Origin of the sequence: Rugosimonospora acidiphila, from assembly GCF_039543385.1 — a bacterium.
Lineage (GTDB): Bacteria > Actinomycetota > Actinomycetes > Mycobacteriales > Micromonosporaceae > Rugosimonospora > Rugosimonospora acidiphila.
This window is the reverse complement of the sequence record NZ_BAABJQ010000006.1, coordinates 298,916-324,898: the sequence shown is the minus strand read 5'-3', so window position 1 is coordinate 324,898 and position 25,983 is coordinate 298,916. Positions and strand designations below refer to the sequence as shown.

The following is a 25,983-nucleotide window of genomic DNA, read 5'->3' as shown; positions in this document are numbered from 1 at the left end:
GTGGACGAGCGGGTATTCGTCATCGTCGGTGCGTCGTTCGCCGGTGCGAAGGCGGCCGAGGCGCTGCGCGAGTCCGGCTTCGCCGGCAAGATAGTGCTGATCGGGGAGGAGACCGAGCGCCCCTACGAGCGGCCGCCGCTGTCCAAGGGATACCTGCAGGGCAACGACCCGCGGGACGGGGCGTATGTGCACTCCGAGGATTGGTACGCGGAGCACGACGTGACCCTGCGGCTCGGGGTCCGGGTCACCGCCCTCGACCCGGCCGCCCACGCGCTGACCCTCGACGGCTTCGAACCCCTCGGGTACGACAAGCTGCTGCTGACCACCGGCTCCCGGGTGCGTCAGCTCAAGGTGCCGGGCGTTGAACTGTCCGGAGTGCGGTATTTGCGCACCCTGATGGAGTCCGATGAGCTGCGCGACCGACTGGGCAGGGGCGGCAACGTAGTGGTGATCGGGGCCGGCTGGATCGGCCTGGAGACCGCCGCGGCGGCCCGCGGGTACGGCGCCTCGGTGACCGTGGTGGAGATGGACGCGCTGCCGCTGCGGCGGGTGCTCGGCGACGAGGTGGCCACGATCTTCGCCGACCTGCATCGGGCCAACGGGGTGGAGTTCCGGTTCGGCGCCGGGGTGCGGGAGTTCCGCGGCGAGGGCGGCGCGCTGACCGGCGTGGTGCTGGAGGACGGCACCGAGCTGCCCGCCGACCTGGCGGTCATCGGCGTGGGCATCGCCCCGGCGACCGAGCTGGCGGACACCGCCGGCCTGAGCGTCGACAACGGGATCGTCACGGACGGGGCGATGCGCACCTCGGATCCGGACATCTACGCGGCCGGGGATGTGGCCAACACGCACCGCCCGCTGCTGGGCCGGTCGGTCCGGGTGGAGCACTGGCACAACGCGCAGGCCGGTGGCGAGGCCGCCGCCCGGTCGATGGCGGGCCAGGAGATCAGCTACGACAACGTCCCGTATTTCTTCACCGACCAGTACGACCTGGGCATGGAGTACGCCGGCTACGTGGAGCCGGGCGGCTACGACCGGGTGGTGTTCCGCGGCAACGCGTCCATCGTGGACGGAAAGGCGCCCGAGTTCATCGTGTTCTGGACCAACCAGGGCCGGGTGCTGGCCGGGATGAACGTCAACGTGTGGGACGTGACCGACGACATCCAGGCGCTGGTCCGGGCCGGGTACGCCGGCACAGCGGTGGACCTGGGGAAGCTCGCCGACCCGGACGTGCCGCTGACCGACCTGGTGGCCTGACCGGGCGGTACGCCCGACCGGGGACGGTGCCGGTCACCGGCGAGGTATCGGCTAGGCGGGGCGCAGGTACTAGGCGGGGCGCAGGTACTCGGTGGCCAGGCGCTTCGGTGCACGGTCGAGCCACGCCTCGACGATCAGCTCCTTGAGTTCCGCCGCCGGGATCCGATCCAGCCTCACGAGCACCACCGGGTACCCGTTGAAGTGCGGCGTGGTGAAGTACACGTTCTCGTCGTCGGCGATCAGGGCCTCCTTGGCGCCGAGGTCCGGCACCCGAGCGGCCAGCACCGGCCCGGTCGGTGCCGACGTGCCCAGCGCGGTGAGGTCCCGTCCGGTCAGCGGCCGCTCCCACACGAACCCCTTGTCCCCGACCCGCCATTGGGCGCAGCCGCGCGACTCCCGCTCGGTCGTCTCCGGCAGCGCCAGCGCGATCCGGCGCACGTCATCCCAGGTGGCCATGTCCTGACTGTAGGCGTCGAGGCTGGTCGCGTGGGTGCGATCGCCGACCCGGGGCGCGGCCGGGTTCCCGACGGTCGTCACGCCACTGGCCGTGCGGGTGTTCAGGCGTCGGGCCCGAGCGAGTCCGGGTCTCCGGCGGGGCGGGCTCCCGGCAGCTCGCTCCACGTCATCAGGTTGGCGGCCCCACCGCGCCGGTACGCCTCGTCGAAGGCGGCGGCGCCGAGCGCGGCCCGGGCCGCCGCCGCCACCCTGGGCTCGTCCAGGTTGGACAGGTCCGGCGAGCCCCGCACGGCGGTGCTCGCACCGAGCAGGGCCGCCGCGGCGGCCGGATCCCCGGCGTGCAGCGCGAGATCGGCGCCGGCGACCAGCACCTGCCCGATGACCGGCGCGTCCACTGAGACGAGCGCGGCCTCGGCCGCATGCGTGTAGTGGGAACGGGCGGTGTCCAGGTCGCCGGCGGCGATGGCGACCTGGGCCAGCGAGGCGCTGAGGATCGCGTGGAACTGCGAGGCCACCGCGTACTGTGCGGCCAGCTCGTCGGCGCCGGTCAGCTCCGATCGGGCGAGCACCAGGTTCCCTTCGAGCCTGGCGAGGTCGCCGGAGATGTACGCGGTCTGGCCCCTCGGCTCGGGCAGGCCGAGGCGCTGGGCCAGCCGCCGCGCCTGGGCCAGCTGGTCGTGCGCCTGATCCCGCTCGCCGAGCAGCCACAGCGTCCGGGCCAGCTGGGCCCGGAACTGCGCCTCGTCGTCCCGGCCGCCCAGCTCCTGGCAGGCCCGCAGCGCCTCGCGGTAGTTCGCCGCCGCGGTGGCGAACTCGCCCCGCCAGAGCTCGAGCGAGGCCAGCGAGGCGAGGGAGAACGCGGTGCCCCAGCGCTCGCCCAGCTCGCGGTACCGATCCAGGGCCAGCTGGAAGTCGGCCCGGGCCCCGACGGGTGAGCGGCCGAAGTTGAGTCCGACGTGGGCGCGGATCAACCGGGCGGTTGCGGCCATCCAAGGGAACGGGTCATCCATCGCCTCCTCCAGGGAGGCCAGCGACACCGGTTTGTCGACCGCCATGGACGCCTCGAACACGAAGGTGATCAGGGTGACCAGGCGGACCATCGGGTGCCTCGGCTCGGGTACCCGGGCCGCCAGTCGCGCCGCCGTCTGAAACCAGGGCACCGCCAGGTCCGGGCTGTGCCGGCTGTCCACGGCGAGCAGGCCGCCCATCGCGTACGCCACCACGCGCGCGTCGTCGGGTACCCCGTCGCCGGCCTCCTTCGCCGGAACCGGCAGGGACAGCGCAGCGCTGACGAGTTCGGTGCCCTCGACCTTGTGGCCGTGTGCCCACCAGTAGAAGCCGAGCGCGGCCACGAGCCGGGCCGCCAGCATCGTGTCGCCGGCCCCGACCGCGTTGCGGACCGCGGCGTGCAGGTTGTCGTGATCGGCGCTCAACCGGTCCAGCCACTCCAGTTGCCGCGCGCCCACCAGCTCGTACTGGGCGGTCTCGGCCAGCCGCACGAAGTAGCGGCCGTGGGCCCGCCGCAGGGCGACTCGCTCGCCGGCCTCGTCCAGCCGCTGCTGGCCGTACGCCTTGATGATCTCCAGCATGTGGTACCGCGCGGCCCCGGCGTCCTCGCGCATGACCAGCAGCGACTTGTCGACCAGGGCGGCCAGTAGATCGAGCACCCGGTCCCGGCCGATCAGCCCGCCCGCGCAGACCCGTTCGGCGGCCTCCAGCGTGGCGCCGCCGGCGAACACCGACAGCCGTCGCCACAGCGCCCGCTCCGCGTCGTCGAGCAGGTCCCAGCTCCACCCGACCACGGCCGCCAGCGTCTGGTGCCGGGCCAGCGCGGTGCGGCTGCCGCCGGTCAGCAGCGTGAACCGGTCGTCCAGGCGCGCCGCGAGTTGCTCGGGGCTCATCGACCGCAGCCGGGCGGCGGCCAGCTCGATCGCCAACGGCATCCCGTCCAGCGCGCGGCAGATGTGGGCGACCGCGCCCGCGTTGCCGGCGTTGACCTCGAAGTCGGGGCGCACCGCGCGAGCCCGCTGGGTCAGTAGCCGCACCGAGGCGCAGTTGGCGATCAGCGCGGGCTCGACGGGGTCGGCGGCCTCGGGCGGCAGGGCCAGCGGCCGCACCGGCCAGAGCGCCTCGCCGCCGATGCACAGCGGTTCCCGGCTGGTCGCCAGGATGGTGACGTCCGGGCACGCGGACAGGATGCGGTCGGCCAGCGCCGCCGCCGCATCGATCAGGTGCTCGCAGTTGTCCAGGACGAGCAGTGCTCGCTTGTCGGACAGGGCGCCGACCAACCGGCCGGCCGGGTCGCCGGTCATGAGCAGCGACCCACCCGTGGCCAGGGCCGTCTGCCGCAGCCCGAGCGCGTCGAGGACGGCGGCGGCCACGTGCGCGGGGTCGGTGATCGGCGCCAGCTCCACCAGCCACGCCCCGTCCGGCTGGGCGTGCAGCGCGGCACGCGCGGCCGCCTCGACCAGCCGGGTCTTGCCCGCGCCACCGGGCCCGGTCAACGTGATCATCCGATGGGCGGCGAGCAGCTCCCCGACCTGGGCCAGGTCCTCCTCCCGCCCGATCAGGCTGGTGCGCTCGGCGCGCAGGTTGGACCTGGCGGGCTCGTCGGCGCTGCCGGTCCCGCTGCCGGCGCCGCTGCCCGGGAGGGGCGCGGATGGTGCGGACCCGCCGGCCCGGCTCGCGGCCGTCTGGATCGGCGCGGCCTGGATCGGCGCGGCCTGGATCGGGGCGGCCTGGATCGGGGCGGCCTGGATCGGGGCGGCCCGGTCCGGCGCGGTCCCGCCCGCTGTGGGCCGGTCTGCTGCGGCCTGATCGGTTGTCGCCCGATGCGGTGCGGCCCGGAACAGTGGGGTCGGCGGTGCTGTGGTCGGCAGCGCGGCGCTCGGTTGAGTGGCGGTCGCGGTCGGTTGGGTGGCGGGCGCCGGTGCGGCGTCGTGTCCGGACCGCAGCATCGCGAGGTGCAGCGAGGCCAGCTCGGCCGACGGCTCGGCGCCCAGCCGCTCGGCGATGCGACGCCGGGTGCGCTCGTACAGCTCCAGCGCCTCGGCCCGTCGCCCGGCCGCGTCCAGCGCCCGGATGAACAGGGCGACCAGGGGCTCCCGGAGCGGATGGGTCGCCACCAGCTCCTCCAGCTCGGGGATCAGCGAGGCGCCGGCCCCGAGCCGCAGGTCGGCGTCGACCCGGTCCTGGATGGCGGCCAGCCGCAACTCGTCGAGGCGCACGATGGTGCCCCGGGCGAAGTCCGCGCGGGCCACGTCGGCCAGCGCCGGTCCGCGCCACAGTGCCAGCGCGTCGCGCAGAGTGGCCGCCGCCCCGGCCGGATCCTCGCGCAGCCGGGCCCGCCCGGCCGACGCGAGCCGCTCGAACCGGACGGTGTCCACCCGGTCCGGGTCGAGGTCGAGCAGGTACCCGGAGTGCCGGGGCAACACGGCGATGCCCGGTACCGCCCGGCGCAGCCGGGACACCAGTGCCTGCAGCGCGTTGCCCGCTCCGGCCGGTGGCCGCTCGTCCCAGAGGGCCTCCACCAGCCGGTCGGTGCTCAGGGTCGCGGCCGGCTGGAGCGCGAGCAGGATCAGCAGCGCGCGCAGCCGGGCCCCGGCCACCGGCACCAGCTCGCCGGTGCCGGTGCGGACCTCCAACGGACCCAGCATGCCGACCTGCATGCCTCCGATTCTGCCCGGCGCCCCCTTGGCGGGCTGCCGTGCCCTTTGCGGCCAGGGTGGCCGGCGCGGCACTATCCTCGGGTCTGACCGATCGGGCCGGCGGGGTTTGGGGGCCGTGATGGTGCAGTTCGCCGATGCGGCCGACGGCGTGCGGCTGGCGTATGAGACCGCCGGGACCGGGGCGCCGGGCATGCTGTTCGTCCACGGCTGGTCCTGCGACCGGTCGTACCTGGCGCCGCAGGTGCGCCACTTCGCCGCGCGGCACGCGGTCGCCGCGCTGGACCTGCGGGGGCACGGCGGCAGTGGGCGGCCCGAGCCGGAACCCGGAACGTACGACGTCGACGCGCTGGCCGGCGACGCGCTCACGGTCGCCCGAGCCGCCGGGCTTGACCGCCCGGTCGTGGTCGGGCACAGCCTGGGCGCGCTGGTGGCGCTGGCCTGCGCGGCGCGGCCCGACCTGGTGCGCGCGGCCGTGCTGATCGAGCCCCCGGCGATGCTGCCCGGGCCGCGCAAGGAGCACTACGAGCTCTCGGTGCCGGACGTGGCCGCGGACCACGACGGCTCCTGGCGCCGTGCGTTCTTCGAGCGGCTGTTCAAGCCGGCCGACGTCGTGCGCCGCGAGGAGACCCTGGCGGCGGCGAACGCGCAGCCCGCGCCGGTGGCCGCGGCGGTGATCGGGGCGATGGGGCGCTTCGACGGCGCCGGGGCGCTGGACCGGGCCTCGGTGCCGCTGCTGGTCATCACCGCCGGTGGGGGAGAGCGGGCGCTGCGGGACCGTCCGGGCCTCGCCTTCGGCCGTACCGTCGGTGCCGGACACTTCTGCCAGCTTGAGGTACCCGAGCAGGTCAATCCCATGATCGAACGGTTCATGGCGATCAACGAGGCCAGCGGCGCGGCGGGATGACGCCGGACGGCGCCCGTCCCATCAGCGGTTAGCGCACCCCGCGCGGGCGGAACTGGATGCTGATCCGGGCGCCGGCCGCCCGGGCGGTCTTGGGCACCGCGTGCTCCCACGTGCGCTGGCAGCTGCCGCCCATCACGATCAGGTCGCCGTGCCCGAGGTCGTGGCGCAGCGTCGGCCCGCCGCCGCAGCGGGGCCGCAGCAGCAGCGCCCGGGGAGCGCCGACCGAGATGATCGCGACCATGGTGTCGGAGGTGGAGCCGCGCCCGATGTTGTCGCCGTGCCAGGCGACACTGTCCCGGCCGTCGCGGTACAGGCATAGGCCGGCGGTGCGGAACCGTTCGCCCAGCTCCGCGCCGTAGTGCGCGTCGAGCGCGTCGCGCGCCGCCGCCAGGGCGGGGTGCGGCAGCGGCCGACCCTCGTCGTAGAAGCTCAGCAGGCGCGGCACGTCCACGACGCGCTCATACATCTGGCGGCGCTCGGCGTGCCAGGGCACCCCGGTCAGTAGTTCCTCGAACAGTGCGTCGGCGCCGCGCATCCAGCCCGGCCGGACATCGACCCACGCGCCATGGCACAGCCTGGTGCGCCGCACGGTGGGGCCGAGCGGGTCGGGCCGGATGTCCTCCTCGGCGTCCAGGAGCGAGGCTTGGAAGGTGGCCGTCATTCCGCCAGCGTAACCCATCCTTCGGACAAGCGTTCGATAGCCCGCCGCTGACCAGTATCTTCGGGTTCCGCGGCTTACGCGGCGGCCCGTGCCCGGGCCAGCCTCACCGCGCGGGCCGGTCGAGGTCCGCGAGGGCGGCTCGTAGCCGCGCACCGAGCGCGGCAGCCTGGGCGGCGTCCCAGGCGATGATGCCGTGTTCGGCCATGAGCGCGCGATACTGCTGCTGCCGGTAGGGAGTCCCCGGCGGCAACGGGGCCACGTGCCAGTGGATGTGGCTGTTGCCCTGCTGGCTGCCGAGGCTGAGCACATACATGCGCTCGCACGGCACCATCGCTTCGAGCGCCTGTGCGACGCGGTAGACGACGTCCTGTAGCCGCAGGTACGCGGGGCGGTCCAGGTCCCGGTGGATCAGCTCGGCATGCTGGCGCGGCGCGACGAGCGTGTATCCGTAGAGCGTCGGGTAGCGGCTCAGGAATGCGAGATGCTCGCCGTCGTCGTGCACGATCTCGTGCTCGCTGCCGGGCGAGCCGGCGACCAGTGCGCAGATGAAGCACTCACCGCCGCGGGCCCGGCGCTCGTACGCGTCGAGGTCCATCGGGATCCGGGCCGTCATCTCGTCGACCCTAGACGCCGAGCGCGTTGAACTCGGTCTCCGCCGGCCCACGGTTGACGTACATGCTCCAGGCGGCATCGGCGATCCGGTCGGGGTCGAGGGTGGCCGGCACCGGCGTGCCGCTGCGCTCCAGCCGGGCCTGGACCGTCCGGTGGATGTCGCCGCGCTCGATGAGGCCGCCGATGGTCAGCGTGCCCACGTAGACGCCGCGATCCTTGACCGCCTCGTGCAGGGTCAGCGCGTACATCCGCAGCGCCGCCGAGGCGGGCGCCAGGCTGCCTAGCATCGGCATCGGGTGCTTGCCGCTGAGGCCGCCCGCGAACAGCAGCGCGCCGTCGCCGCGCCGCAGCATGGCCGGCAGCAGCGCGGCGACGAGGTTGACCGGTGGGATGAGCATCGCCTCCAGGGCGCTGCGGATGGCCGGCCCGCGGGCGTCCGGCAGGGGCGCGATGCCGGCGCCGACGTTTGGATCCGCCGGGCCGAAGTACGCGGTGTCGATCCGGCCGAGATCGGCAGCGATGCGGTCGAGCGCCCGGGACAGCTCGGCCGGATCGGTGACGTCGGCGACGTAGCCGCGCGACTCGATGCCGGCCTTCGAGAGGCGTGCGCGGTAGCCCGGGTGGCGGGTGTCATCGCGCGACACGAGGGCGGCGACGAAGCCTTCGCGGCCGAACCGGTGGGCGATGGACAGGCCGAGACCCGGCCCGACCCCGAGCACGGCGATGACCTTGCCGGACGGGCCGGGGCCTTCCGGTGAATTGAGGGCCTTCGGTGTCGTGGACCGCCTCGGCGACCTTGATCCTTCCGGCGGCGCGAGATCGGCCGGTGAACCCGGGCCGGTGGACGAGCGTGGCATGAATCGTCACTCCTTGGCATCGTCGACGGCTGGGGCGCCCCGGATCTGGCGTCGTGAGCAGGTACCGCGGTCGAAGTTGAGGAGCCCCTCAGGTTTGACTGAAGGTACCGCTAACTTGAGGATGTCGTCAACTTCATTAGGATGGTGCGATGGCAACCGGGTCGGCGCCGCTGCGCAAGGACGCGCGGCGCAACCGCGAGCGACTGGTGGCCGCCGCCCGTGAGGTGTTCGCCGAGCGCGGGCTCGACGTCGCCCTCGACGAGGTCGCCCGGCGGGCCGGGGTGAGCATCGGCACGCTGTACAACCGCTTCCCGACCCGCGCGGACCTGGTCGAGGCCGTGTTCGCCGACCGGGTCGAGGCGGTCGCCCGGATCGCCGAACACGCCCTGTCGATGGACGACGCGTGGGACGGCTTCACGCACTTCGTGGAGCAGATCTGCCGGATGCAGGCCGCCGACCGCGGATACAACGACCTGGCCGCCCGGCGCATCCCGCAGGCCGTACCCACGGCCGCCCAGGCGCACGGGTACCAGCTGATGACCCGCATCCTCGACCGTGCCCAGCGGGCCGGCGCGCTGCGGGCGGACTTCACGGTCGAGGACATGGCCTTCGTGACCTGGGCGATCACCCGGACCATCGAGGCCACCGCGGAGGTCAATCCCACCGCCTGGCGGCGCCACCTGGCCCTGATCCTCGACGGCCTGCGGGCCCCGGCCGCGCACCCGCTGCCCGAACCGCCGATGCTTCCCGACCAGGTGGCCCGCATCATGCGCGACTGCTGAACCGGTGAGCCCAGGGCGCTTCCTGGCGCGGGTCGCCGGGCGAGGGCTACAGTCGGTTTCGGCGAGCGGGAAGCCTCCGGTCCGCGGAAAGGGCACAGCCCACCCGATCTCGAAGCTCATGCCCGGCCCTCACCTCCTTTCGGCCTGACGACGCGGACCTCAGGCGCACGAGAGGAGGCCGCCATGCCGGCCAGATCGCTGTCCGACCACCCCAACCTCGAACACCTGCGCAATCAGGCGCGGGCGCTGCAACGCGCGGTGCGCCGCGCCGACCCCGACGCGCTGCGCCGGGTGGTCGACCGGGGCGTCGACCTGCCCGCCGACCCGACATCGTTCGCGCTGCACGGCGCCCAACTGGTGCTGGCCCGCGAGTATGGCTTCGCCAGCTGGCCCCGACTGCGGCGCTACCTTGACGTGGTCGCCGAGTACCGGTGGGATGTGTCCACCGTGACCGAGCCGGCCGGCGGCGAGGTTGCCGACAGCGCGGCTGCCGGCGACGAGGCTGCCGGCGACGAGGCTGTCGGCAGCGTTGGCGCGGACGTCGCCGACGAGTTCTGCCGGCTGGCCTGCCTCACCTACTCCGACGACGGGCCGCCGCGCTGGCAGCGGGCGGCCGAGCTGCTGGCCCGGCACCCCGAGCTGATCCGGGACAGCGTGTGGGCCGCGGCGGCGGCGGTCAACGTCGACGCGCTGCGCCGCCAGGTGGACGCCGATCCGTCGCTGGTTCGTCGCCGGGGCGGCCCGTACCGCTGGCGGCCCCTGTACTACCTCGTGTACTCCCGTCTGGAACCGGCCGGCGGACGCGACGGGGTGCTGGAGGCCGTGCGGCTGCTGCTGCGCCACGGTGCCGACCCGGACGAGGGGTACCTGTGGAACGGGCTGCCCACGCCGTTCACCCTGCTCACCGGAGCCTTCGGCGAGGGGGAGCAGGGCCCGGTACGGCAGCCCCGCCACCCGCGCTCGGTCCAGATCGCCCGGTTGCTGCTCGAGGCCGGTGCCAACCCGAATGACGGCCAGACCCTCTACAACCGCATGTTCCGGGAGGACGACGACCACCTGCGGCTGCTGTTCGAGTTCGGGCTCGGCACCGGCGACGGCGGGGTGTGGAAACGCCGCCTGGGCGACGCGCTGGACTCGCCGGCCGACATGCTTCGCGGCCAGCTCTCCTGGGCGATCGACCACGGGTTCACCGAACGGGTACGGCTGCTGGCCCGGCACGGGGTGGACCTCGTCACGCCGTTCGATGACCGGCGCACGCCGGTCGAGCGCGCCCGGTTGAGCGCGAACCGCGACATCGTCGAACTCCTGCTCGCGCACGGCGCCCCGGCACCCGCGCCGGACCCCGTCGATGACCTGATCGGCGCCGCGATGGCGGCGGACCGCGCGGCCGTGCGGGCTCTGGTCGCCGCGCACCCGGGCGTGGCCGAGGGCGCCCGGTCGCGGCGCCCCGGCCTCATCGTCTGGGCGGCGGCGGGTGGTCGCCGCGAGGCGGTGCGGCTGCTGGCCGAGCTTGGCTTCGACGTCAGCGCGCTGGGCCGGGGCGACACTCCGGTCGAACAGCCGTGGTCGACCGCCCTGCACCACGCCGCGGCGGATGGCGACCTCGAACTGGCCAGCACGCTGCTGGCGCTCGGCGCGGACCCGAACGTCACGGACCTGCGGTTCGGGACGACCCCGCTGGGCTGGGCACGGCACTTCGAGCGCTCCGACCTCGTCGCCCTGCTCGAACCGGTCACCGCGGGCGGCGACCCGGCTGTGAGTACTCCCTGAGTTTGCGGCGGCCGTGCCGCCGCGGTCGCGGCCGGGCCGACCCGCGCACAGGAAGCTCACAGAACCTTTCCCGGGACCGCCAGCCGGGCCGGCGAGTCTGCCCGAATGAAGGAGATTCGGGGATCTGGTGGTGCGAGTGGGGTGCTCGCCGTCGTGGGTCTCGCCGCCCACCTCGCGCGGCGCGCCCGTCCCCGCCGTGCCGCTCGTATCCTCGAAGATGCCCAGCCCACCCGGTGCGGTTAGAGCGCCATCCAGCCGATCATGTCGTGGAGCGATGCCATGCAACCGTCGGAACGCCTGCTGGTCGTTGACGATGAGCCGACGGTACGCGAGCTGCTGGCCGCGACGCTGCGCTTCGCCGGGTACACGGTGACCGCCGCCGCCACGGGTGCCGAAGCGCTGCACCGGTCGGTGCAGGAGCCACCGGATCTGGTGCTGCTCGACGTGATGCTGCCGGACATGGACGGCTTCGAGGTGATCCGGCGGCTGCGCGAGCAGGCCGTACCGGGCGGAGAACGGCGCTCCGGTCCGCTGCCGGTGCTCTTCCTCACCGCGCGGGAGAGCCCGGAGGACAAGGTGCAGGGCCTGCGGCTGGGCGGGGACGACTACGTGACCAAGCCGTTCAACCTCGACGAGCTGATCGCGCGCATCCAGGCGATCCTGCGGCGCACCGGGCGGTACGGGGTGGACGGGCTGCTGCGCGTCGGCGATCTGGAGCTTGATCCGCACGGGCACCAGGTGACCTGGCAGGGCCGGCAGGTGCGGCTGTCGCCGACCGAGTTCCGGCTGTTGCAGCACCTGATGTGCCACGCCGGCCGGGTGGTGTCCAAGACTCAGATCCTCGACGAGGTGTGGCGCTACGACTTCGACGGTGACTCCAGCATCGTCGACACGTACATCAGCTACCTGCGCCGGAAGCTGGGTACTGGATCATCCGACCTGATCAGCACCGTTCACGGCGTCGGGTACCTGCTGCGCCGCCCACGCCCGTGAACCGGCCGCTCCGGCTCGGTCCGGGCCGGCTGTCGCTGCGGGTACGGCTCCTGCTGATCGTGACCGGGCTGTTCGCGGTGGGGCTGGTGGCGAGCAGCGGCGTGGTGCTCGGATCGCTGCGCACCTGGCTGGTGAATCGGGTGGACGCACAGCTGGAGACGCTGTCGGCGCCGCTGTCCCGGATACCCGACAGTGTGCTCGACGAGTCCGGCGACCAGCTGCCCCGGCTCCCGCGGCAGACATCCGGGCTGGATCTCATCCACGAGGTGGACGTCGTCTACCTGACCCCGGACGGCGGCGTCGCCCACGAGTTCCGGCTGTACTCCGCCGACGAGAGCGGCCCGGCCGTGCCGCACCTGGACGCGGCATCGGTCGATCGGTTGGCCGATCGGCCCTTCACCGTCCCTTCCAAGCGTGGCGACGATGCCTGGCGCGTGCTCGTCGCGTCGCGCACCCCGAGCGCTGGGTTCGAGGGCGGGCTCGCCGGGGTCTCCGGCGGCGCGGTCTCCGGCGGCGCCGTGGTGGTCGGGGCCGAGCTTGGCGACGTCGACTCCACTGTCGGCGCGGTGCGCGCGGTGTGCCTGGCCACCGGCATCGCCACGCTGGCGCTGCTCGTCCTGGTCGGCTGGTTCGCGGTGGGCGCGGGGCTGCGCCCACTGCGCCGGGTCGAGCGCACGGCGGCGGCGATCGCGGCCGGCGACCTGTCCCACCGGGTACCGGCGCTGGCCTCGCCGGGTACCGAGGTGGGCCGGCTCGCCCTGGCGCTCAACGAGATGCTGGCGCGTAACGAGCGGGCGTTCGCGTCGCTGGCCTCGTCCGAGGACCGGATGCGCCGCTTCGTCGCCGACGCCAGCCACGAGCTGCGTACCCCGCTGTTCGGCATCCGCGGCTTCGTCCAGCTGTACCTGATGGGGGGCCTGCCCGAGAAGGCCGACGTCGACCGGGGGATGGCCCGCATCGATCAGGAGTCGGCCCGGTTGGTCCGGCTCGTCGAGGATCTGCTGCTGCTCACCCGGCTGGACGAGGGCCCAGAGGCGGCCGGCTCGGCCCGCCCGGACGAGGGCGCGGGCGGCATGGGTCGCGCGCCCCGTCCGGCGCCGATGGATCTGCGGGCGCTGGCGGCCGACGCGCGGTACGACCTGTCCACATTGGATCCAGAGCGGTCCGTGCGGCTGACCGGGCCGGGCGGCGACGGCCCGGCCGGGGCCGCGGCGGTCGTGGCGGACGAGGCGTGGCTGCGCCAGGTGGTCACGAACATCGTGGGGAACGTCATCGCGCACACGCCGGCCGGCGGCCCGGTGCGCATCGGGGTCGGCGCGGTCGGCGGGGAGGCGATCCTCGAGATCGCCGACAGCGGTCCGGGACTGCACGCGGAGCAGGCTCGCCGGGTCTTCGACCGCTTCTATCGCACGGATCCGGCGCGCGGCCGCAGGTCCGCCTCGGAGCCGGAGACCGCCGGGCCCGAGCCGGAGCCAGACACCGGCCCGGCCTCCGACGGTACGGCGCCCGATGGTCCGGCGGCCGGCGACCCGGCGTCCGGCGACCCGGCGTCGGGTGGCCCGGAGCCAGGGGCCGGCCCGGGCTCCGCCGATTCGGGCCCCGGGACGGCATCCGGGTCGGGGCTGGGGCTCGCGATCGTATGGTCGCTGATGGCCGCGAGCGGCGGCCGGGTCGAGCTGGACACCGCGCCCGAGGCGGGCGCCACGTTCCGGCTCGTCCTTCCCGAGCGCACCGGCTGACCTCCGGTGGGGCGGCAAGGCGTCGGACGCCCCCAGATCGCGGGCCTGCCGGACCCCGCGCGCTAACGCCAGGTGGCGGTGTCGGGGTCGATGCCGTGGGCACGCGCGCTGGCGTCGACGATGTGACGGAACCACGTGGCAAGGCCGGGGCGGATGCCCGGCCCGAACCACGCGACCCATGGTGTGCCCGGGTGCGGCTAGCCCGCGGGCCCTTACTTTCGTCGGGTGCCGGCCGTCCGCTCGGTGGACGCGTGGGCGCTAACGATTGGCCCGGCCGTCGATGAAGGCGAGGATGTCCGGCATGCCGGGGTCGTAGGCGGCCGTCGTGTCCACCCGCAGCGTCGGCACGGCGAGGGAGATCGGAACCCAGCCGCTCGCCGAGCGGCCGCCGGGCGCCCGAGTGCGAAGCCAGGCCCGGTCGTCGTGTGCCGCCCGATGCGCGTTCTCCTCGACCCGGCGCGCGATCCGCGCGTGAGCGACGGCGTCGGTGGTGGCGCACTGGATGACGCGGAGCGTCGCGAGATCACGGAGTGGTTCGAGACCCGGGCGCCAGAGCCGGTCGGCGAATGCGGCCTCGGCGACCGTCGTCACCCCGGCCGTGACCAGGCGGTGAAGCAGATCGAAGAACGCTGCCAGCGTTCGCCGGTTGAGGTCATCGCTGTGACTCGGGTCGTATCCGGGGGTGGCGTGGACCATGCCTTCCTTGATCTCGTCGCGGCAGATGGCGGGACAACCGACGGCGGCGGCGAGCTGGTGCGCGAGGGTCGTCTTGCCGGCGCCGGGCGGCCCGCTGACAACGATGAGAGTCGGCGACGTCACGGCTCATCCTGACACGGTGCGAACCCGCTGCGGTCCCGACCGACCCCGACGAGGGTGGCCCGGGCTATCGCCCGCTCGGGGCAGGCGGGCTGGAATGGAGCTTTCAACCAGCCGTGCCCCGAGGGGCGATCGGATCAGGCCGTTACGGTGTATAGATGTTCGGCCAGGGCGGGGTGGCCATGCCGTCGCCGATGAAGAAGCTCGGGTGCGGCGGCTGGTTGTAGGCGGTGTTCTGCCAGGCGACCCCGGTGCGGTACTGCGGGTTGTGCATCAGGGTGACGATCCGCCGGTCGGCGGTGTACGTGGTGGAGTAGATGCGCAGCGCGTGGTCGTCGGTGGTCGGCCAGATCACCTCTTCGCGCCAGTCGCCGAACAGGTCGGCCGTCAGCGTCGGCGTCGACTTGGTGCTGTTGTTCGAGTGCACCCCGCTGGCCGTCAGCTGCCGGGTGTCGCCACCGGTGCCGTACTTGTCGATGTGCGTCGCGTCGAGCAACTCCCGTACTGGATCCCCGTCCCACCAGATGGTGAAGTTGTCCGACGACGGGTTGCGGCTGCTGACCTGCTGCCCGTGCGTGTTGTAGATGCCGGTGGTCGCCGCGCTCCACGACTCCGCTCCCGGGCTGCCGGCGTAGATGTCGTCGGAGCGACCGCGGCCGTTGTCGCAGTCGCAGCTGGGGAACTGCCAGATGATGGCGCCGGTCTTGGCGTCGGCCATCCAGCCCGCTGGCGAACTCGTGTTCTCGTCCACCTTGTAGACCTCCAGGCCGGGCCGGCTGGGGTCCAGGTCGCCCACGTCCTCGGCGTCACCGTGGCCGAGCCGGGTGTTCCACAGTGGAGCGCCGTTGTCGTTGATGGCCATCGCGCCGAAGACGATTTCGTCCTTGCCGTCCTGGTCCACGTCCGCGATGGACAGCTGATGGTCGCCCTGGTCGGTGTACTGGCTGCCGGAGGAGTTGGAGTCGAACTTCCAGCGCTCGGTCAGCTGCCCGTTGCGGAAGTCCCAGGCGGCGATGACGGTACGGGTGTAGTAGCCGCGCGACTCGATCAGGCTGGGGTGTACGCCGTCCAGGTACGCGGTGCCGGCCAGGAACCGGTCGACCCGGTTGCCGTACGAGTCGCCCCAGTCCGAGACCGTCCCTCGTGGAGGGTCGTAGTTCACTGTGGACATGGCGGCGCCGGTGAGCCCGTTGAACATGGTCAGGTACTCCGGACCCGACAGGACGTACCCGGAGGAGTTGCGGTAGTCGGCGCTCGCGCTGCCGATCACCCGCCCGGTGCCGTCCACCGTGCCGTCCGCGGTCTTCATGGCGACCTCGGCGTGGCCGTCGCCGTCGTAGTTGTACACCTGGAACTGGGTGTAGTGCGCGCCGGCCCGGATGTTGCGGCCCAGGTCGATGCGCCACAGCCGGGTGCCGTTGAGCCGGTACGCGTCGACGTACACGTCACCGGTGTAGCCGGACTGCGAGTTGTCCTTCGAGTTCGTCGGGTCCCACTTGAGCACGATTTCGTACTGGCCGTCACCGTCCAGGTCGCCGACGCTGGCGTCGTTGGCGGTGTACGTGTACGCGACCCCGTCCGGGGTGGTGCCGCCGGACGGCGGCTGAATCGGCACGTTCAGGTACCCGCTGGTGAGTTGCAGCGCGGCCTCGGACGCGGACTGCTCGGTCCCGTTGACGACGGCGCGCACCGTGTACGCCGAGCCCGCGGCGGCTCCGGAGTCGTAGTAGTTGGTGCTCGCGGTGATCGGGGTCGAGTTCAGCTTGGTGGATCCCCGGTACACGTTGAACGCCACGTTCTGTGGGTCGGTGCCGAGCAGCCGCCAGCTGACCAGGTTGCCGCTGCCGGAGCGCACCGAGATCAGGCCGCGTCCCAGCCGCTCCATCTGGCGGGCCCCGGAGGGCGGCGGGGTGGAGCCACCGGTCGGGCTGGGCGTCGGGCTCGTGGTCCGGGTCGGGGTCGGCGTCGGGCTGCTGCGGGTGGGCGTGCTGCTCGGCGTCGGGCTGGTGACCGCGCCGGTACAGGCCACTGCGTTGAGGGCGAAGGAGGTGGGCGCCGGGTTGCTGGAGTTGTTCCAGGTGCCGTTGAAGCCGAACGACGTGTTCGCGCCGGTGGCCAGTGCGGCGTTGTAGCCGGCGTCGACGGCGGTGACCGCCGCGCCGGACTGGGTGACCGTCGCGTTCCAGGCCTGGGTGATTGTCTGTCCCGCGGTGAACGACCAGGTCAGGTGCCAGCCGTTGATGGGGTCGCCGAGGTTGGTGACGGTGACGTTGGCGCCGAATCCGCCCGCCCACTGCGAGGCCACTGAGTAGTCGACCCGGCATCCGGCGCTGGCCGCGTGCGCGTTCAGCGCGCCGGCCGTGACCAGTCCGGTGGTGCTCAGGGTGGCGACGATACCGGCGGCGAGCAGCCGAAACCGGGTGCGCCGTTGATTGATGCGTTTCACGCCGGTCCAATCCTTTCAAGGACGGCGGCACGCCCGGCGGAGCCGCCCACACGGTCAGAGATCGTGGTGCTGCTGCAGAGGCTCCCGGCGCTGTGACGTTAACGGCCACATGCGTGAGTGTCAATGTCTGTGCGCGGCCCGCGATCGACGGCGGCGGCGGCGTTGCATCGTTTTTGCAGTGCCCCCGAAGTCCGTGGTGCCGCGGAGGGTCGTCAGCCCAGCACCCGGGCGAGCGCGTCGAGGGCGGCAGGGTAGGCGTGCTCCGGCGGCGTGCCGTACCCGACGATGATGCCCGGCCGATGGTCGCCGGGGGAGTGGAACTCGTTCGCCAGGCCGTCCACGGCCACTCCGTACGCGGCGGCGCGGGCCAGCACCTCGGGCTCGGTCGGCCCGCCGGCGGGCAGGCCGATCAGCGCGTGCAGCCCGGCCGCGATCCCGGTGATGGCGTAGCCGGCCGATCTCCCCTCGGCCAGCCGGGCCAGCAGCAGGTCGCGGCGGCGCCGGTAGCGCAGCCGGCAGGCGCGCAGGTGCCGGTCGTACGCGTGGCTCGCGATCAGGTCGGCGAAGGCCAGTTGGCCCAGCGACTCGGTGTGGTGGTCGGCGTGCAGCTTGGCGTCGACCACGGGGTCGACCAGGCGCGCCGGCAGGCACAGCCAGGCCAGCCGCACGGCCGGCCCGAGGGTCTTGGACGCGGTGCCGATGTAGGCCACGTGGTCCGGCGCGGTGCCCTGCAGCGCGCCGACCGGCTGGCGGTCGTAGCGGAACTCGCCGTCGTAGTCGTCCTCGATGATCAGACCGTCGCGCGAGCGCGCCCACTGGATCAGGGCTCGGCGGCGGTCGGGGTGCAGGCTGTCGCCCATCGGGTACTGGTGGGCGGGGGTGACCACCGCCGCCGAGGCGGCCTCTAAGTCCCGGGTGGACAGCAGCTCGGTGCGGGCGCCGTGCCGGTCGACCGGCAGCGGCAGCACGGCCGGCCCGGCCCGACGGACCACCTCGCGGTGCACCGCCAGCCCGGGGTCCTCCATCGCGACCGCCTCGGTGCCGGCGTGGTGCAGCACCTGGGTCAGCAGGCCGAGCGCCTGCACGTACCCGGAGGTGACCACCAGCTGATCCGGCGTGGTGAGCACCCCCCGGGTGCGCCCGAGGTAGTCGGCGAGGACGGTGCGCAGCGCCTGCTGCCCGCGCGGGTCGCCGTACCCGTAGGCCTCGGCCGGCGCGGCCAGCAGCGCCCGGCGGCTGGCCCGCAGCCAGGCGGTGACCGGGAAGGTCGTCGGGTCCGGGCTGCCGGGCCGCAGGTTGTGGCGGGCGGGCGCGACCGCCCCGCGCGGCGCGGTGGGCGCCCCGGCCTGCCCGGTGAGCGCGGCCACCTCGGTACCCGATCCCCGCCGGGCGGTCAGGTACCCCTCGGCGACCAGCTGGTCGTACGCGGCGCTGACGGTGCCCCGGGACAGCCCCAGCTCGGCCGCGAGCGCCCGGGTGGAGGGCAGCCGCGCGCCCGCCGCGAGCCGGCCGTCCCGGACGGCGTCGCGCAGCGCGCGCTCCAGGCCGGACCGGCGCCCGGTCGCGGCGTCCAGGTCCAGATGCAGGTCGATCCCGAAAGTGGCCCAATCTTCTGACACGGGAATGGACCTTAGCAGTGAGCCAGTGCCGCCCTAGTCTCGTGCCATGACGAGCGACACCATCACCGCTGACCGCACTTCCACCGTTGTCGTCCCGCCCACTCGGCTGGCCGTGGACGAACTCGCCCCGCACATCAACAAGGCCATGAACGCGCTGGACGCCGCGTCGCGCGAGACCGTTCTGGAGCCGGCACTGCTGGAGCTGGTGCGGGCCCGCGCCTCGCAGCTCAACGGCTGCGCCTACTGCGTGGACCTGCACAACCGGGACGCGCGCAAGGCGGGGGAGACCGAGCGGCGCCTGTTCGCCCTGCCGGTCTGGCGGGAGACCCCGTTCTTCACCGCCCGCGAGCGCGCGGCCCTCGACCTGACGGAGGCGGCCACCCGGCTGACCGACGGCCCGGTCGGCGACGCGGTCTACCAGGCGGCCGCGGCCGAGTTCACCGACGTGGAGCTGGCCGAGCTGATCTGGGCGATCACGGTCATCAACGCGTGGAACCGGCTCGGTGCCACCGCCCGCCCCTGGGCGCTGACGTGACCCGCCCGCACCACCGGTGTCAGTCGGCGGCGGTCCTCGACCGGACCGCCGCCTCGCCGGGCGGGTCCAGCCGATCGATGCGCCGCTGGACGCGCTCGGCGTCGGCGGTGCGGCACTGGCCCTGGTACAGGCGCAGCGCCTGGCGCCAGGCGTGCCGGGCCCGGTCCGCCTCGCCCGCGTCGGAGCGGGTGTCGCCCAACCGCTCCAGGGTGTCCGCCTCCTCGTAGGCGTTGCCCAGGTCCCGGTAGACCGCCAGGGCCTGCTGGTAATACCGCTCGGCCTGAGCGTGCTGGCCGGTGTGGTGGGCCACCAGGCCCAGGCTGTCCAGCGTGTCCGCCTCGCCCCCGCGGTTGCCGTCGCGGCGGGACAGGGTCAGGGCGGACTCCAGGTGAACCCGGGCCGGCCCGTAGCGACCGAGCCGGGCGGCGTACCAGCCCACCACGTTGAGCGCCCCGCCCTCGCCGACCGGGTCGCCACAGGCCCGGTACAGGTGCAGTGCGCGGGTGGCGTGCTCCAGCGCGCGCTCGTCGTCGCCGCGCCGCTCCCAGGCCCACGCCAGCGTCCAGTGCGCCCGGGCCTGTCCCGGCAGGTCGTCCGAGCGTCGCGCCAGCGCCAGGGAACGGTCCAGGTGCTCGGCGGCCTCGGTGAGCCGGCCCACCAGTACGCAGGCCCGCCCGAGGTACCGGTGGGCCAGCGCCTGTACCTCCGGATCGCCCAGCCGCTGGCCGGCGGCCAGCCCGCAGCGCCACACGTCGACCAGGTCGTGCAGGTGTCCCCGCCACCCGTAGAAGGTGTTCAGCGACCAGGCCAGCTGCCAGCGCGCCGCCTGCCGTCCCTGCTGGAGCGCCAGCCGCTGGGCGGCCCGCACGCACGGGTGCTCCCGGTCCAGCCAGTCCAGTGCCGCCGCGCGGTCCGGCAGCCGATGGGGCACGGCGCCGGGCGCCGGATCGGCCAGCGGCAGGGGCGGCGGCGGCCGGCTCGGGTCCAGCAGCCGGTCGGCCGCGTACGCGCTGTGCAGGTAGAAGTCGACCAGCCGGCGCAGCGCCGCGTCCTGCTGCCCGGGTTGGTCGGAGCCGGCCCGCTCGGCGGCGTACAGGCGGATCAGGTCGTGCATGCGCCAGCGATCCGGCGCGGACTGCTGCACGAGCGACTGGCGCTCCAGCGCGCGCAGGGTCGCGGCCACCTCGGTGGCGGGCAGGCCGGTCAGCGCGGCGGCGGCCGGCAGCCCGATGTCCGGGCCGGCCGCCGAGCCCAGCAGCCCGAACACGTGCGCCTGTGTCGGGGTGAGCGCGGCGTACGACCAGGACAGCACCGCCCGCAGGCTGGCCTGGGGGTCGCCCTCGTCGAGCGCGCCGAGCCGGGTGGACGCGTCGCGCAGCTCCGCGGCGATGCTCGCCAGCGGGAGGTGCGGGGCGAGCGCGGCCCGGGACGCGGCGACGCCGAGCGCCAGCGGCAAGCCGGCACAGCCGCCGATCAGGGCCGTCACCGCGTCGGGCTCGCCGGTCATCCGCTCCTCGCCCAGCCGGCGGCCCAGCAATTCCCGGGAGTCCGCCTCGTTCAGCACGTCGAGCCCGAGCGGCACCGCGCCGTGGCCGGTGATCAGACCGGTGAGCCGGTCGCGGCTGGTGACGATGACGGTGCAGGTCGCCGAGCCGGGCAGCAGCGGGACCACCTGGCTGGCGTCGCGGGCGTTGTCCAGCACGACCAGCATCCGCCGGGTGGCCAGCAGGCTGCGGTACAGGCCGACCTGTGCGTCCAACTCCACCGGTACCGCGGCCGGCGGCACCCCGAGGGCGTCGAGGAAACCGCGTACCGCCGTGGCGGGCGCCGTCGGTTGACCGGAGGGGTCGAAGCCGCGCAGGTTCACGAACAGCTGACCGTCCGGGAACCGGTCGAGGTGCTGGTGTGCCCAGCGCAGCGCCAGCCAGGTCTTCCCGGCCCCGCCGATGGCGGTGACCACCATCGGCGCGCTCCGGTCGTCACCGTCGACGAGCGCCCTGGTCAGCGCCACCAGCTCGTCGACCCGGCCGGTGAACAGCCTGGTGGCCGCCGGCAGCTGCCGGGGCAGGGCGGCCGTGGCCCGCGGGTGGGCCAGCGCCGGGTCGCGGCGCAGGATCGCGGTGTGCAGCTCGGACACCTCGGGGCCGGGGTCCACCCCGAGGTCCTCGGCCAGCCGGTCGCGCAGCTGCTGGTACGCGAGCAGCGCGTCGGCCGGGCGACCGGCCCGGTACAGGGCGAGCATCAGCTGCCCGGCCAGCCGCTCCCGGTGCGGGTGCTCGGCGCGCAGCGCGGACAGCTCGCCGATCAGGTCCCGGGCCTGGTCGCCGGTCAGCTCAGCGTCGATCAACGATTCGATGGCCGACATCCGCAACTCGGTCAGCCGCGCCGCGATCCGCTCGCGCAGCAGGGGCGTCGCCACGTCGGCCAGTACCGGGCCGTGCCACAGGGCCAGGGCCTCCCGCAGCAGGTCGATCCGGCCGGTCGGCCCGGCCGCCCCGGCCCGCGCCACGCTTGCGGAGAACCGGTGCGCGTCCACCCGCTCGGGGTCGACCTCGACGGCGTATCCGCCGTCCCGGCTGATCAGGCGCACGCCGAGCAGGCCGGAGCCGTCCGGGTCCAGCCGGGAGCGCAGCCGCGACACGTGGGTGTGCAGGCTGGCCCGGGCGGTGGACGGCGGCTGGCCGTCCCACAGCAGGTCGGTCAGCCGCTCGATGGTGATCGCGGCGTTGGGCTCCAACAGGAGCACGCCCAGCAGGCAGCGCTCCCGGCGCCGGCCCAGCTGGACGGGCCGACCGTCGTGTACCGCCGCCAGCGGGCCGAGCAGCCGAAACTCCACGGTCTGATTCTTGCCCACGCGCCGCTGGCCGCCCACGTCGGCGCTGGGCGTCCGACAAGACCGGTTTCTGACCGATGACAATCGATGTGGATTCGTGATTGAATTTGTCGACTATCGACGGCATCCGATATTCGTGATTCCCCCGAGGAGCCGACGTGACCCTCAAACGCAGATCCGTGCTCATCGCCGGCGCCGTCGGGCCGCTCGTCGCGGCCGGCGTGCTGGACCCGGCCGCCGCGCTGGCCTCCACCGGCACCGCATCGACCGGGCCGCAGCAGGTGGCGGGCGACGCGGGCGACCGCACCATCGACCTCGGCCGGTCGTGGCGGTTCGTCCTGGCCAACCCGGCGGCGGCCACCGACCCCACCGGGCAGTACGCCGACGCCGCCGCGCCCGGCTACGACGACACCGGCTGGCGGCTGGTGGACGTGCCGCACGACTGGAGCATCGAGCTGGCGCCGGAGCAGGCGAGCGACACCAACGGCGGCACCGGCTACTTCCACGGCGGCCTCGGCTGGTACCGCAAGTCCCTCACGCTGCCCGCCAGCCTGGCCGGCAAGCGGCTGTCGATCGAGTTCGACGGCGTGTACATGGACTCGTCCGTGTACGTCAACGGCACCCTGGTGGGCAGCCACGCGTACGGGTACACGGGGTTCGCCTTCGACCTGACCGGCCTGCTGCACCTCGACGGGGTCACGCCGAACGTGATAGCCGTACAGGTGCGCAACCAGCTGCCCAGCAGCCGCTGGTACTCCGGCAGCGGGCTGTACCGCAACGTCCGGCTGGTGGTCACCGACCCGGTGCACGTGGCCCGGTGGGGCACCTTCGTCAGCACGCCGGACCTGGCGAACACGATCGGATCGGGCCGGGCCGACGTGCGGATCAGCACCCAGGTGGCCAACGACTCCGGCCAAGCCGCCCAGGTGCTGGTGGTGTCCACCGTGCTGGACCCGCAGGGGCGGCAGGTGGGCAGGAAGATCAGCGACGTCACCGTGCCGCCGGACGGGCACACCGACACGGTGACGGTACCGGTGGTCCGGCCCGCGCTGTGGTCCGTGGACCAACCGCGGCTCTACACGCTGCGCACCGAGCTGTCGGTGGGCGGGCACACCGTGGACACGTACCTGACCACGTTCGGCATCCGGTACGTGCGGATCGATCCCGACCACGGGGTGTTCCTCAACGGGCAGCACCTCAAGCTGCACGGCGTCGACCTGCACCACGACCAGGGCGCGCTGGGCTCGGCGGTGCACGCCGACGCGCTGACCCGGCAGATGCTGCTGATGAAGACGATGGGCGTCAACGCGTTCCGCACCTCGCACAACCCGCCCTCCCCGGAGATGCTGCGGACCTGCGAGCGGCTCGGCATCCTGATGATGGTCGAGGCGTTCGACTGCTGGCACACCGGCAAGAACCGCTACGACTACGGCCGGTTCTTCGACGCCAACAGCGACGCGGACATCTCCGAGATGGTCAACGCGGCGAAGAACTCGCCGGCGGTCATCATGTGGTCCATCGGCAACGAGATCCCCGACTCCACCTCCACCGCCGGGCTCGCCATGGGCCAGCGGCTGATCGACGACATCAAGGCGATCGACGCCACCCGGCCGGTGGTCATCGGCTCGGACAAGTACCGCGGACTGCCCGCGGTCGGCTCCGCCGCCGACCAGATGCTGGCCAAGCTGGACGGGCTGGGCCTGAACTACAACACGGCGGCGTCGGTGGACGCGCTGCACGCGCGCTACCCGCACCTGTTCCTGTTCGAGTCGGAGTCCTCCTCGGAGACCTCCACCCGGGGCGTGTACCAGGAGCCCGAGCACCTCAACACGGGGGAGAACTACACGCCCGGCCGGCGGGGCACCTCCTCGTACGACAACAACCTCGCGTCCTGGACGATGAGCGGCGAGTACGGGCTGAAGAAGGACCGCGACCGGGAGTTCTTCGCCGGCGAGTTCCTCTGGTCGGGCACGGACTACATCGGCGAGCCGACGCCGTACTCCGTCTTCCCGGTCAAGGCCTCGTTCTTCGGCGCGGTCGACACCGCCGGTTTCCCGAAGGACATGTATTACCTGTTCCGCAGCCAGTGGACCACCGATCCGATGGTGCACCTGTTGCCGATGGACTGGACCGACCACGAGCCGGGCGAGCCGGTGGAGGTCTGGGCATACTCCAATGTGGACAGCGTCGAGCTGTTCCTCAACGGGCAGAGCGTGGGCACGCGCACCTTCGACCGCAAGACGACCGGGTACGGCCTGGCGTACCTGGAGACCACCGAGGCGACCCACGACGACAAGACGGTCACCGGCGGCCCGTACCCGGGCAGCTACACGAGCCCGAACGGCAGCGCCGGCAAGCTGCACCTGACCTGGACCGTACCGTTCACGGCCGGCACCCTGACCGCGGTGGCCCGGCGCGGCGGCGCCGAGGTGGCCCGGGACGAACTGCGCACCGCCGGCCCGGCACACGCGGTGCGGCTGAGCCCGGACCGCAAGGTGGTGGCGGCGGACGGCCGGTCGCTGGTATATCTCACCGCCGAGATCGTGGACTCGCACGGCGTGGTGGTGCCCGGTGCGGCGCATCCGGTCAGCTTCCGGGTCGACGGCGCGGTGCTGGCCGGCCTGGACAACGGCCGGCAGGAGAGCGCCGAGCGGTATCAGGGCACCGATACCCGCGAGACCTGGGGCGGCCGGGCGCTGGCCATCGTCCGGTGCACCGGGCAGCCCGGCCAGATCACGGTGACCGCCACCGCCGCCGACCTGCTGCCGGCCGTCGCGACGGTGTACGCCAGCGGGACCGGGTTCGCCGCGGACTCGTCATCCGACCGGCCCATCGCGCTGGACCCCGTCGTCCAGCGGGTCCCGGTGGGCTCCACGCCCCGGCTGCCCGGCACGGTCGACGCCGTGTACGCCGACGGCACCCAGCGCGCGCTGACCGTGCAATGGTCCGACCAGGCGGAGGCGCACCACCAGGCCGGCGTCTACCGGATCGAGGGCAGCGTGGCCGACACCCCGCTGCCCGCCGAGGCGATCGTGACCGTGTACGCCCCGGCCGCCGTCGAGACCTACTCCACCGCGGTCGGCACCGGCACGCCCCCGGTCCTGCCGGCCACCCTGCGCCTGGTGTACACCGACGGGATCGACCTCGCGGTGCCGGTGGCCTGGGCGCAGGTGTCGCCGTCGCAGTACGCGAGCCCGGGTCAGTTCACCGTCGCCGGCACCGCGGCGGGCGGCCTGGCGGCGCGGGCCATCGTGCGGGTCACCGGCGACGCGGTGGCCGGGCAGAACCTGGCCGGCCCGAACAGCCCCGCGCACCCGCACGCCGACGCCAGCTACTCGGGCGCCGTGAACACGCTGCCGGCCGCGATGGTGGACGGCACGGTGGGCTCGGGCGGCTGGTCCAACGCGTACAGCAAGGCCGCCACCGCGCTGCTGCCGACCTTCAACACCGCCCGGCCGTCCGACTGGGTATCGGTGAGCTGGCCCAACCCGCAGCGCTTCGGCACCGTGACGGCGAGCTTCACGGTTGACTCCCGGCACACCCTGCCGGGCGCTGTCGCGGTGAGCTACCGCAGCGGCAACAACCTGGTACCGGTCGACGCGCTGTCGGTCACCTGGGCCGGCACGGTGGCCACTCTCACCTTTGCGCCGGTCGGCACCACCGAGCTGCGAGTGGAGCTGACCACCGCGTTCCCGGACGCCACCAACGGCTTCTTCCAGATCACCGAGCTGTCCGTCATCGGGGAGGCGGTGACCTACCAGACGACGGCGGCGCTGATCAAGCTGACCGTGGACGGCCGGCCGGTGCCCGGGTTCGACCCGTCCACCACCGCGTACACGGTGCAGGCGGACGGGGATACCCCGGTCATCGGCGCCGAGGTCGCGGACAACGCCCGGCTGCTCATCGTGCCGCCGCCGGCCGTGCCGGGCACCGCGGCGGTGATCGTGACCGCCGAGGACGGGCTCACCCAGCGGACGTACTCGATCCGCCTGGACGCGGCCGGCCACTGAGCACCCGCCGGGATCCGCCGGCCGTCCC

17 protein-coding genes are annotated in these 25,983 nt (G+C 73.6%); 8 read left to right on the top strand and 9 right to left on the bottom strand.

Annotation, left to right across the window (positions count from 1 at the left end):
• Positions 1-1,254 carry an NAD(P)/FAD-dependent oxidoreductase gene (locus ABEA87_RS13605; RefSeq protein ID WP_345629424.1) on the top strand — a complete coding sequence of 418 codons (1,254 nt, stop codon included), beginning with the start codon at positions 1-3 and terminating at the stop codon, positions 1,252-1,254.
• A gap of 69 nt (positions 1,255-1,323) precedes the next feature.
• On the opposite strand, the gene ABEA87_RS13600 is transcribed toward ABEA87_RS13605, so the two are convergent.
• Positions 1,324-1,791 carry an MmcQ/YjbR family DNA-binding protein gene (locus ABEA87_RS13600; protein ID WP_345629422.1) on the bottom strand — a complete coding sequence of 156 codons (468 nt, stop codon included), beginning with the start codon at positions 1,789-1,791 and terminating at the stop codon, positions 1,324-1,326.
• 20 nt (positions 1,792-1,811) lie between these two features.
• Complete coding sequence (locus ABEA87_RS13595) at positions 1,812-5,378, bottom strand: AfsR/SARP family transcriptional regulator (protein WP_345629420.1); 3,567 nt, start codon at positions 5,376-5,378, stop codon at positions 1,812-1,814.
• Between the two features lie 118 nt (positions 5,379-5,496).
• Between ABEA87_RS13595 and ABEA87_RS13590 the strand changes: the two genes are divergently transcribed.
• Entirely contained in the window at positions 5,497-6,282 is a 786-nt protein-coding gene (locus ABEA87_RS13590) for an alpha/beta hydrolase (RefSeq protein WP_345629599.1), read from the top strand.
• Between the two features lie 28 nt (positions 6,283-6,310).
• Here ABEA87_RS13590 and ABEA87_RS13585 read toward each other — a convergent pair whose 3' ends face one another.
• The 3 genes from ABEA87_RS13585 to ABEA87_RS13575 all read right to left on the bottom strand — a co-directional run bounded on the left by ABEA87_RS13585 (position 6,311) and on the right by ABEA87_RS13575 (position 8,274).
• Positions 6,311-6,943 (bottom strand): alpha-ketoglutarate-dependent dioxygenase AlkB, encoded by a 633-nt coding sequence (locus ABEA87_RS13585; protein WP_345629418.1) that lies wholly within the window; start codon positions 6,941-6,943, stop codon positions 6,311-6,313.
• A 103-nt stretch (positions 6,944-7,046) separates the two neighbouring features.
• The gene (locus ABEA87_RS13580; RefSeq protein WP_345629416.1) at positions 7,047-7,556 is read right to left on the bottom strand and encodes an HIT family protein; all 510 of its coding nucleotides are present in this window, start codon (positions 7,554-7,556) and stop codon (positions 7,047-7,049) included.
• Positions 7,557-7,566: 10 nt separating this feature from the next.
• Entirely contained in the window at positions 7,567-8,274 is a 708-nt protein-coding gene (locus tag ABEA87_RS13575; RefSeq protein ID WP_345629414.1) for an SDR family NAD(P)-dependent oxidoreductase, read from the bottom strand.
• 287 nt (positions 8,275-8,561) lie between these two features.
• Here ABEA87_RS13575 and ABEA87_RS13570 point away from each other — a divergent pair, with 287 nt between their 5' ends.
• From ABEA87_RS13570 to ABEA87_RS13555, 4 genes are all read left to right on the top strand, one after another.
• Positions 8,562-9,194 carry a TetR/AcrR family transcriptional regulator gene (locus ABEA87_RS13570; RefSeq protein WP_345629412.1) on the top strand — a complete coding sequence of 211 codons (633 nt, stop codon included), beginning with the start codon at positions 8,562-8,564 and terminating at the stop codon, positions 9,192-9,194.
• A 183-nt stretch (positions 9,195-9,377) separates the two neighbouring features.
• Entirely contained in the window at positions 9,378-10,964 is a 1,587-nt protein-coding gene (locus tag ABEA87_RS13565) for an ankyrin repeat domain-containing protein (protein WP_345629410.1), read from the top strand.
• Positions 10,965-11,243: 279 nt separating this feature from the next.
• A complete protein-coding gene (locus tag ABEA87_RS13560) occupies positions 11,244-11,957 on the top strand; it encodes a response regulator transcription factor (RefSeq protein ID WP_345629409.1) in 714 nt (237 codons plus the stop codon).
• Positions 11,954-13,696, top strand: a complete 1,743-nt coding sequence (locus tag ABEA87_RS13555) for a sensor histidine kinase (protein WP_345629407.1) — start codon at positions 11,954-11,956, stop codon at positions 13,694-13,696. Before ABEA87_RS13560 ends, ABEA87_RS13555 begins: the two co-directional genes overlap by 4 nt.
• 258 nt (positions 13,697-13,954) lie before the next feature.
• Here the strand turns inward: ABEA87_RS13555 and ABEA87_RS13550 are convergent, their stop codons facing one another.
• From ABEA87_RS13550 to pdxR, 3 genes are all read right to left on the bottom strand, one after another.
• Positions 13,955-14,515: an AAA family ATPase gene (locus tag ABEA87_RS13550; protein ID WP_345629406.1), complete on the bottom strand. Its 561-nt coding sequence runs from the start codon at positions 14,513-14,515 to the stop codon at positions 13,955-13,957.
• 142 nt (positions 14,516-14,657) lie between these two features.
• Positions 14,658-16,949: a rhamnogalacturonan lyase family protein gene (locus ABEA87_RS13545; protein WP_425570879.1), complete on the bottom strand. Its 2,292-nt coding sequence runs from the start codon at positions 16,947-16,949 to the stop codon at positions 14,658-14,660.
• A 221-nt stretch (positions 16,950-17,170) separates the two neighbouring features.
• Positions 17,171-18,577: a MocR-like pyridoxine biosynthesis transcription factor PdxR gene (gene pdxR, locus ABEA87_RS13540; RefSeq protein WP_345629404.1), complete on the bottom strand. Its 1,407-nt coding sequence runs from the start codon at positions 18,575-18,577 to the stop codon at positions 17,171-17,173.
• 46 nt (positions 18,578-18,623) lie between these two features.
• Between pdxR and ABEA87_RS13535 the strand changes: the two genes are divergently transcribed.
• The gene (locus tag ABEA87_RS13535) at positions 18,624-19,112 is read left to right on the top strand and encodes a carboxymuconolactone decarboxylase family protein (RefSeq protein WP_345629403.1); all 489 of its coding nucleotides are present in this window, start codon (positions 18,624-18,626) and stop codon (positions 19,110-19,112) included.
• A gap of 19 nt (positions 19,113-19,131) precedes the next feature.
• On the opposite strand, the gene ABEA87_RS13530 is transcribed toward ABEA87_RS13535, so the two are convergent.
• Positions 19,132-21,948 (bottom strand): AfsR/SARP family transcriptional regulator, encoded by a 2,817-nt coding sequence (locus ABEA87_RS13530; protein WP_345629401.1) that lies wholly within the window; start codon positions 21,946-21,948, stop codon positions 19,132-19,134.
• 155 nt (positions 21,949-22,103) lie between these two features.
• On the opposite strand from ABEA87_RS13530, the gene ABEA87_RS13525 reads away from it, so the two are divergent.
• Complete coding sequence (locus ABEA87_RS13525) at positions 22,104-25,955, top strand: glycoside hydrolase family 2 TIM barrel-domain containing protein (RefSeq protein ID WP_345629399.1); 3,852 nt, start codon at positions 22,104-22,106, stop codon at positions 25,953-25,955.
• Positions 25,956-25,983: the final 28 nt, after the last annotated feature.

Bases quoted from the DNA above. Each gene is read 5' to 3' on its own strand.
- ABEA87_RS13595 (WP_345629420.1), bottom strand. From the start codon at position 5,378: ATGCAGGTCGGCATGCTGGGTCCGTTGGAGGTCCGCACCGGCACCGGC.
- ABEA87_RS13590 (WP_345629599.1), top strand. From the start codon at position 5,497: ATGGTGCAGTTCGCCGATGCGGCCGACGGCGTGCGGCTGGCGTATGAG.
- ABEA87_RS13585 (WP_345629418.1), bottom strand. From the start codon at position 6,943: ATGACGGCCACCTTCCAAGCCTCGCTCCTGGACGCCGAGGAGGACATC.
- ABEA87_RS13580 (WP_345629416.1), bottom strand. From the start codon at position 7,556: ATGACGGCCCGGATCCCGATGGACCTCGACGCGTACGAGCGCCGGGCC.
- ABEA87_RS13570 (WP_345629412.1), top strand. From the start codon at position 8,562: ATGGCAACCGGGTCGGCGCCGCTGCGCAAGGACGCGCGGCGCAACCGC.
- ABEA87_RS13565 (WP_345629410.1), top strand. From the start codon at position 9,378: ATGCCGGCCAGATCGCTGTCCGACCACCCCAACCTCGAACACCTGCGC.
- ABEA87_RS13560 (WP_345629409.1), top strand. From the start codon at position 11,244: ATGCAACCGTCGGAACGCCTGCTGGTCGTTGACGATGAGCCGACGGTA.
- ABEA87_RS13535 (WP_345629403.1), top strand. From the start codon at position 18,624: ATGACGAGCGACACCATCACCGCTGACCGCACTTCCACCGTTGTCGTC.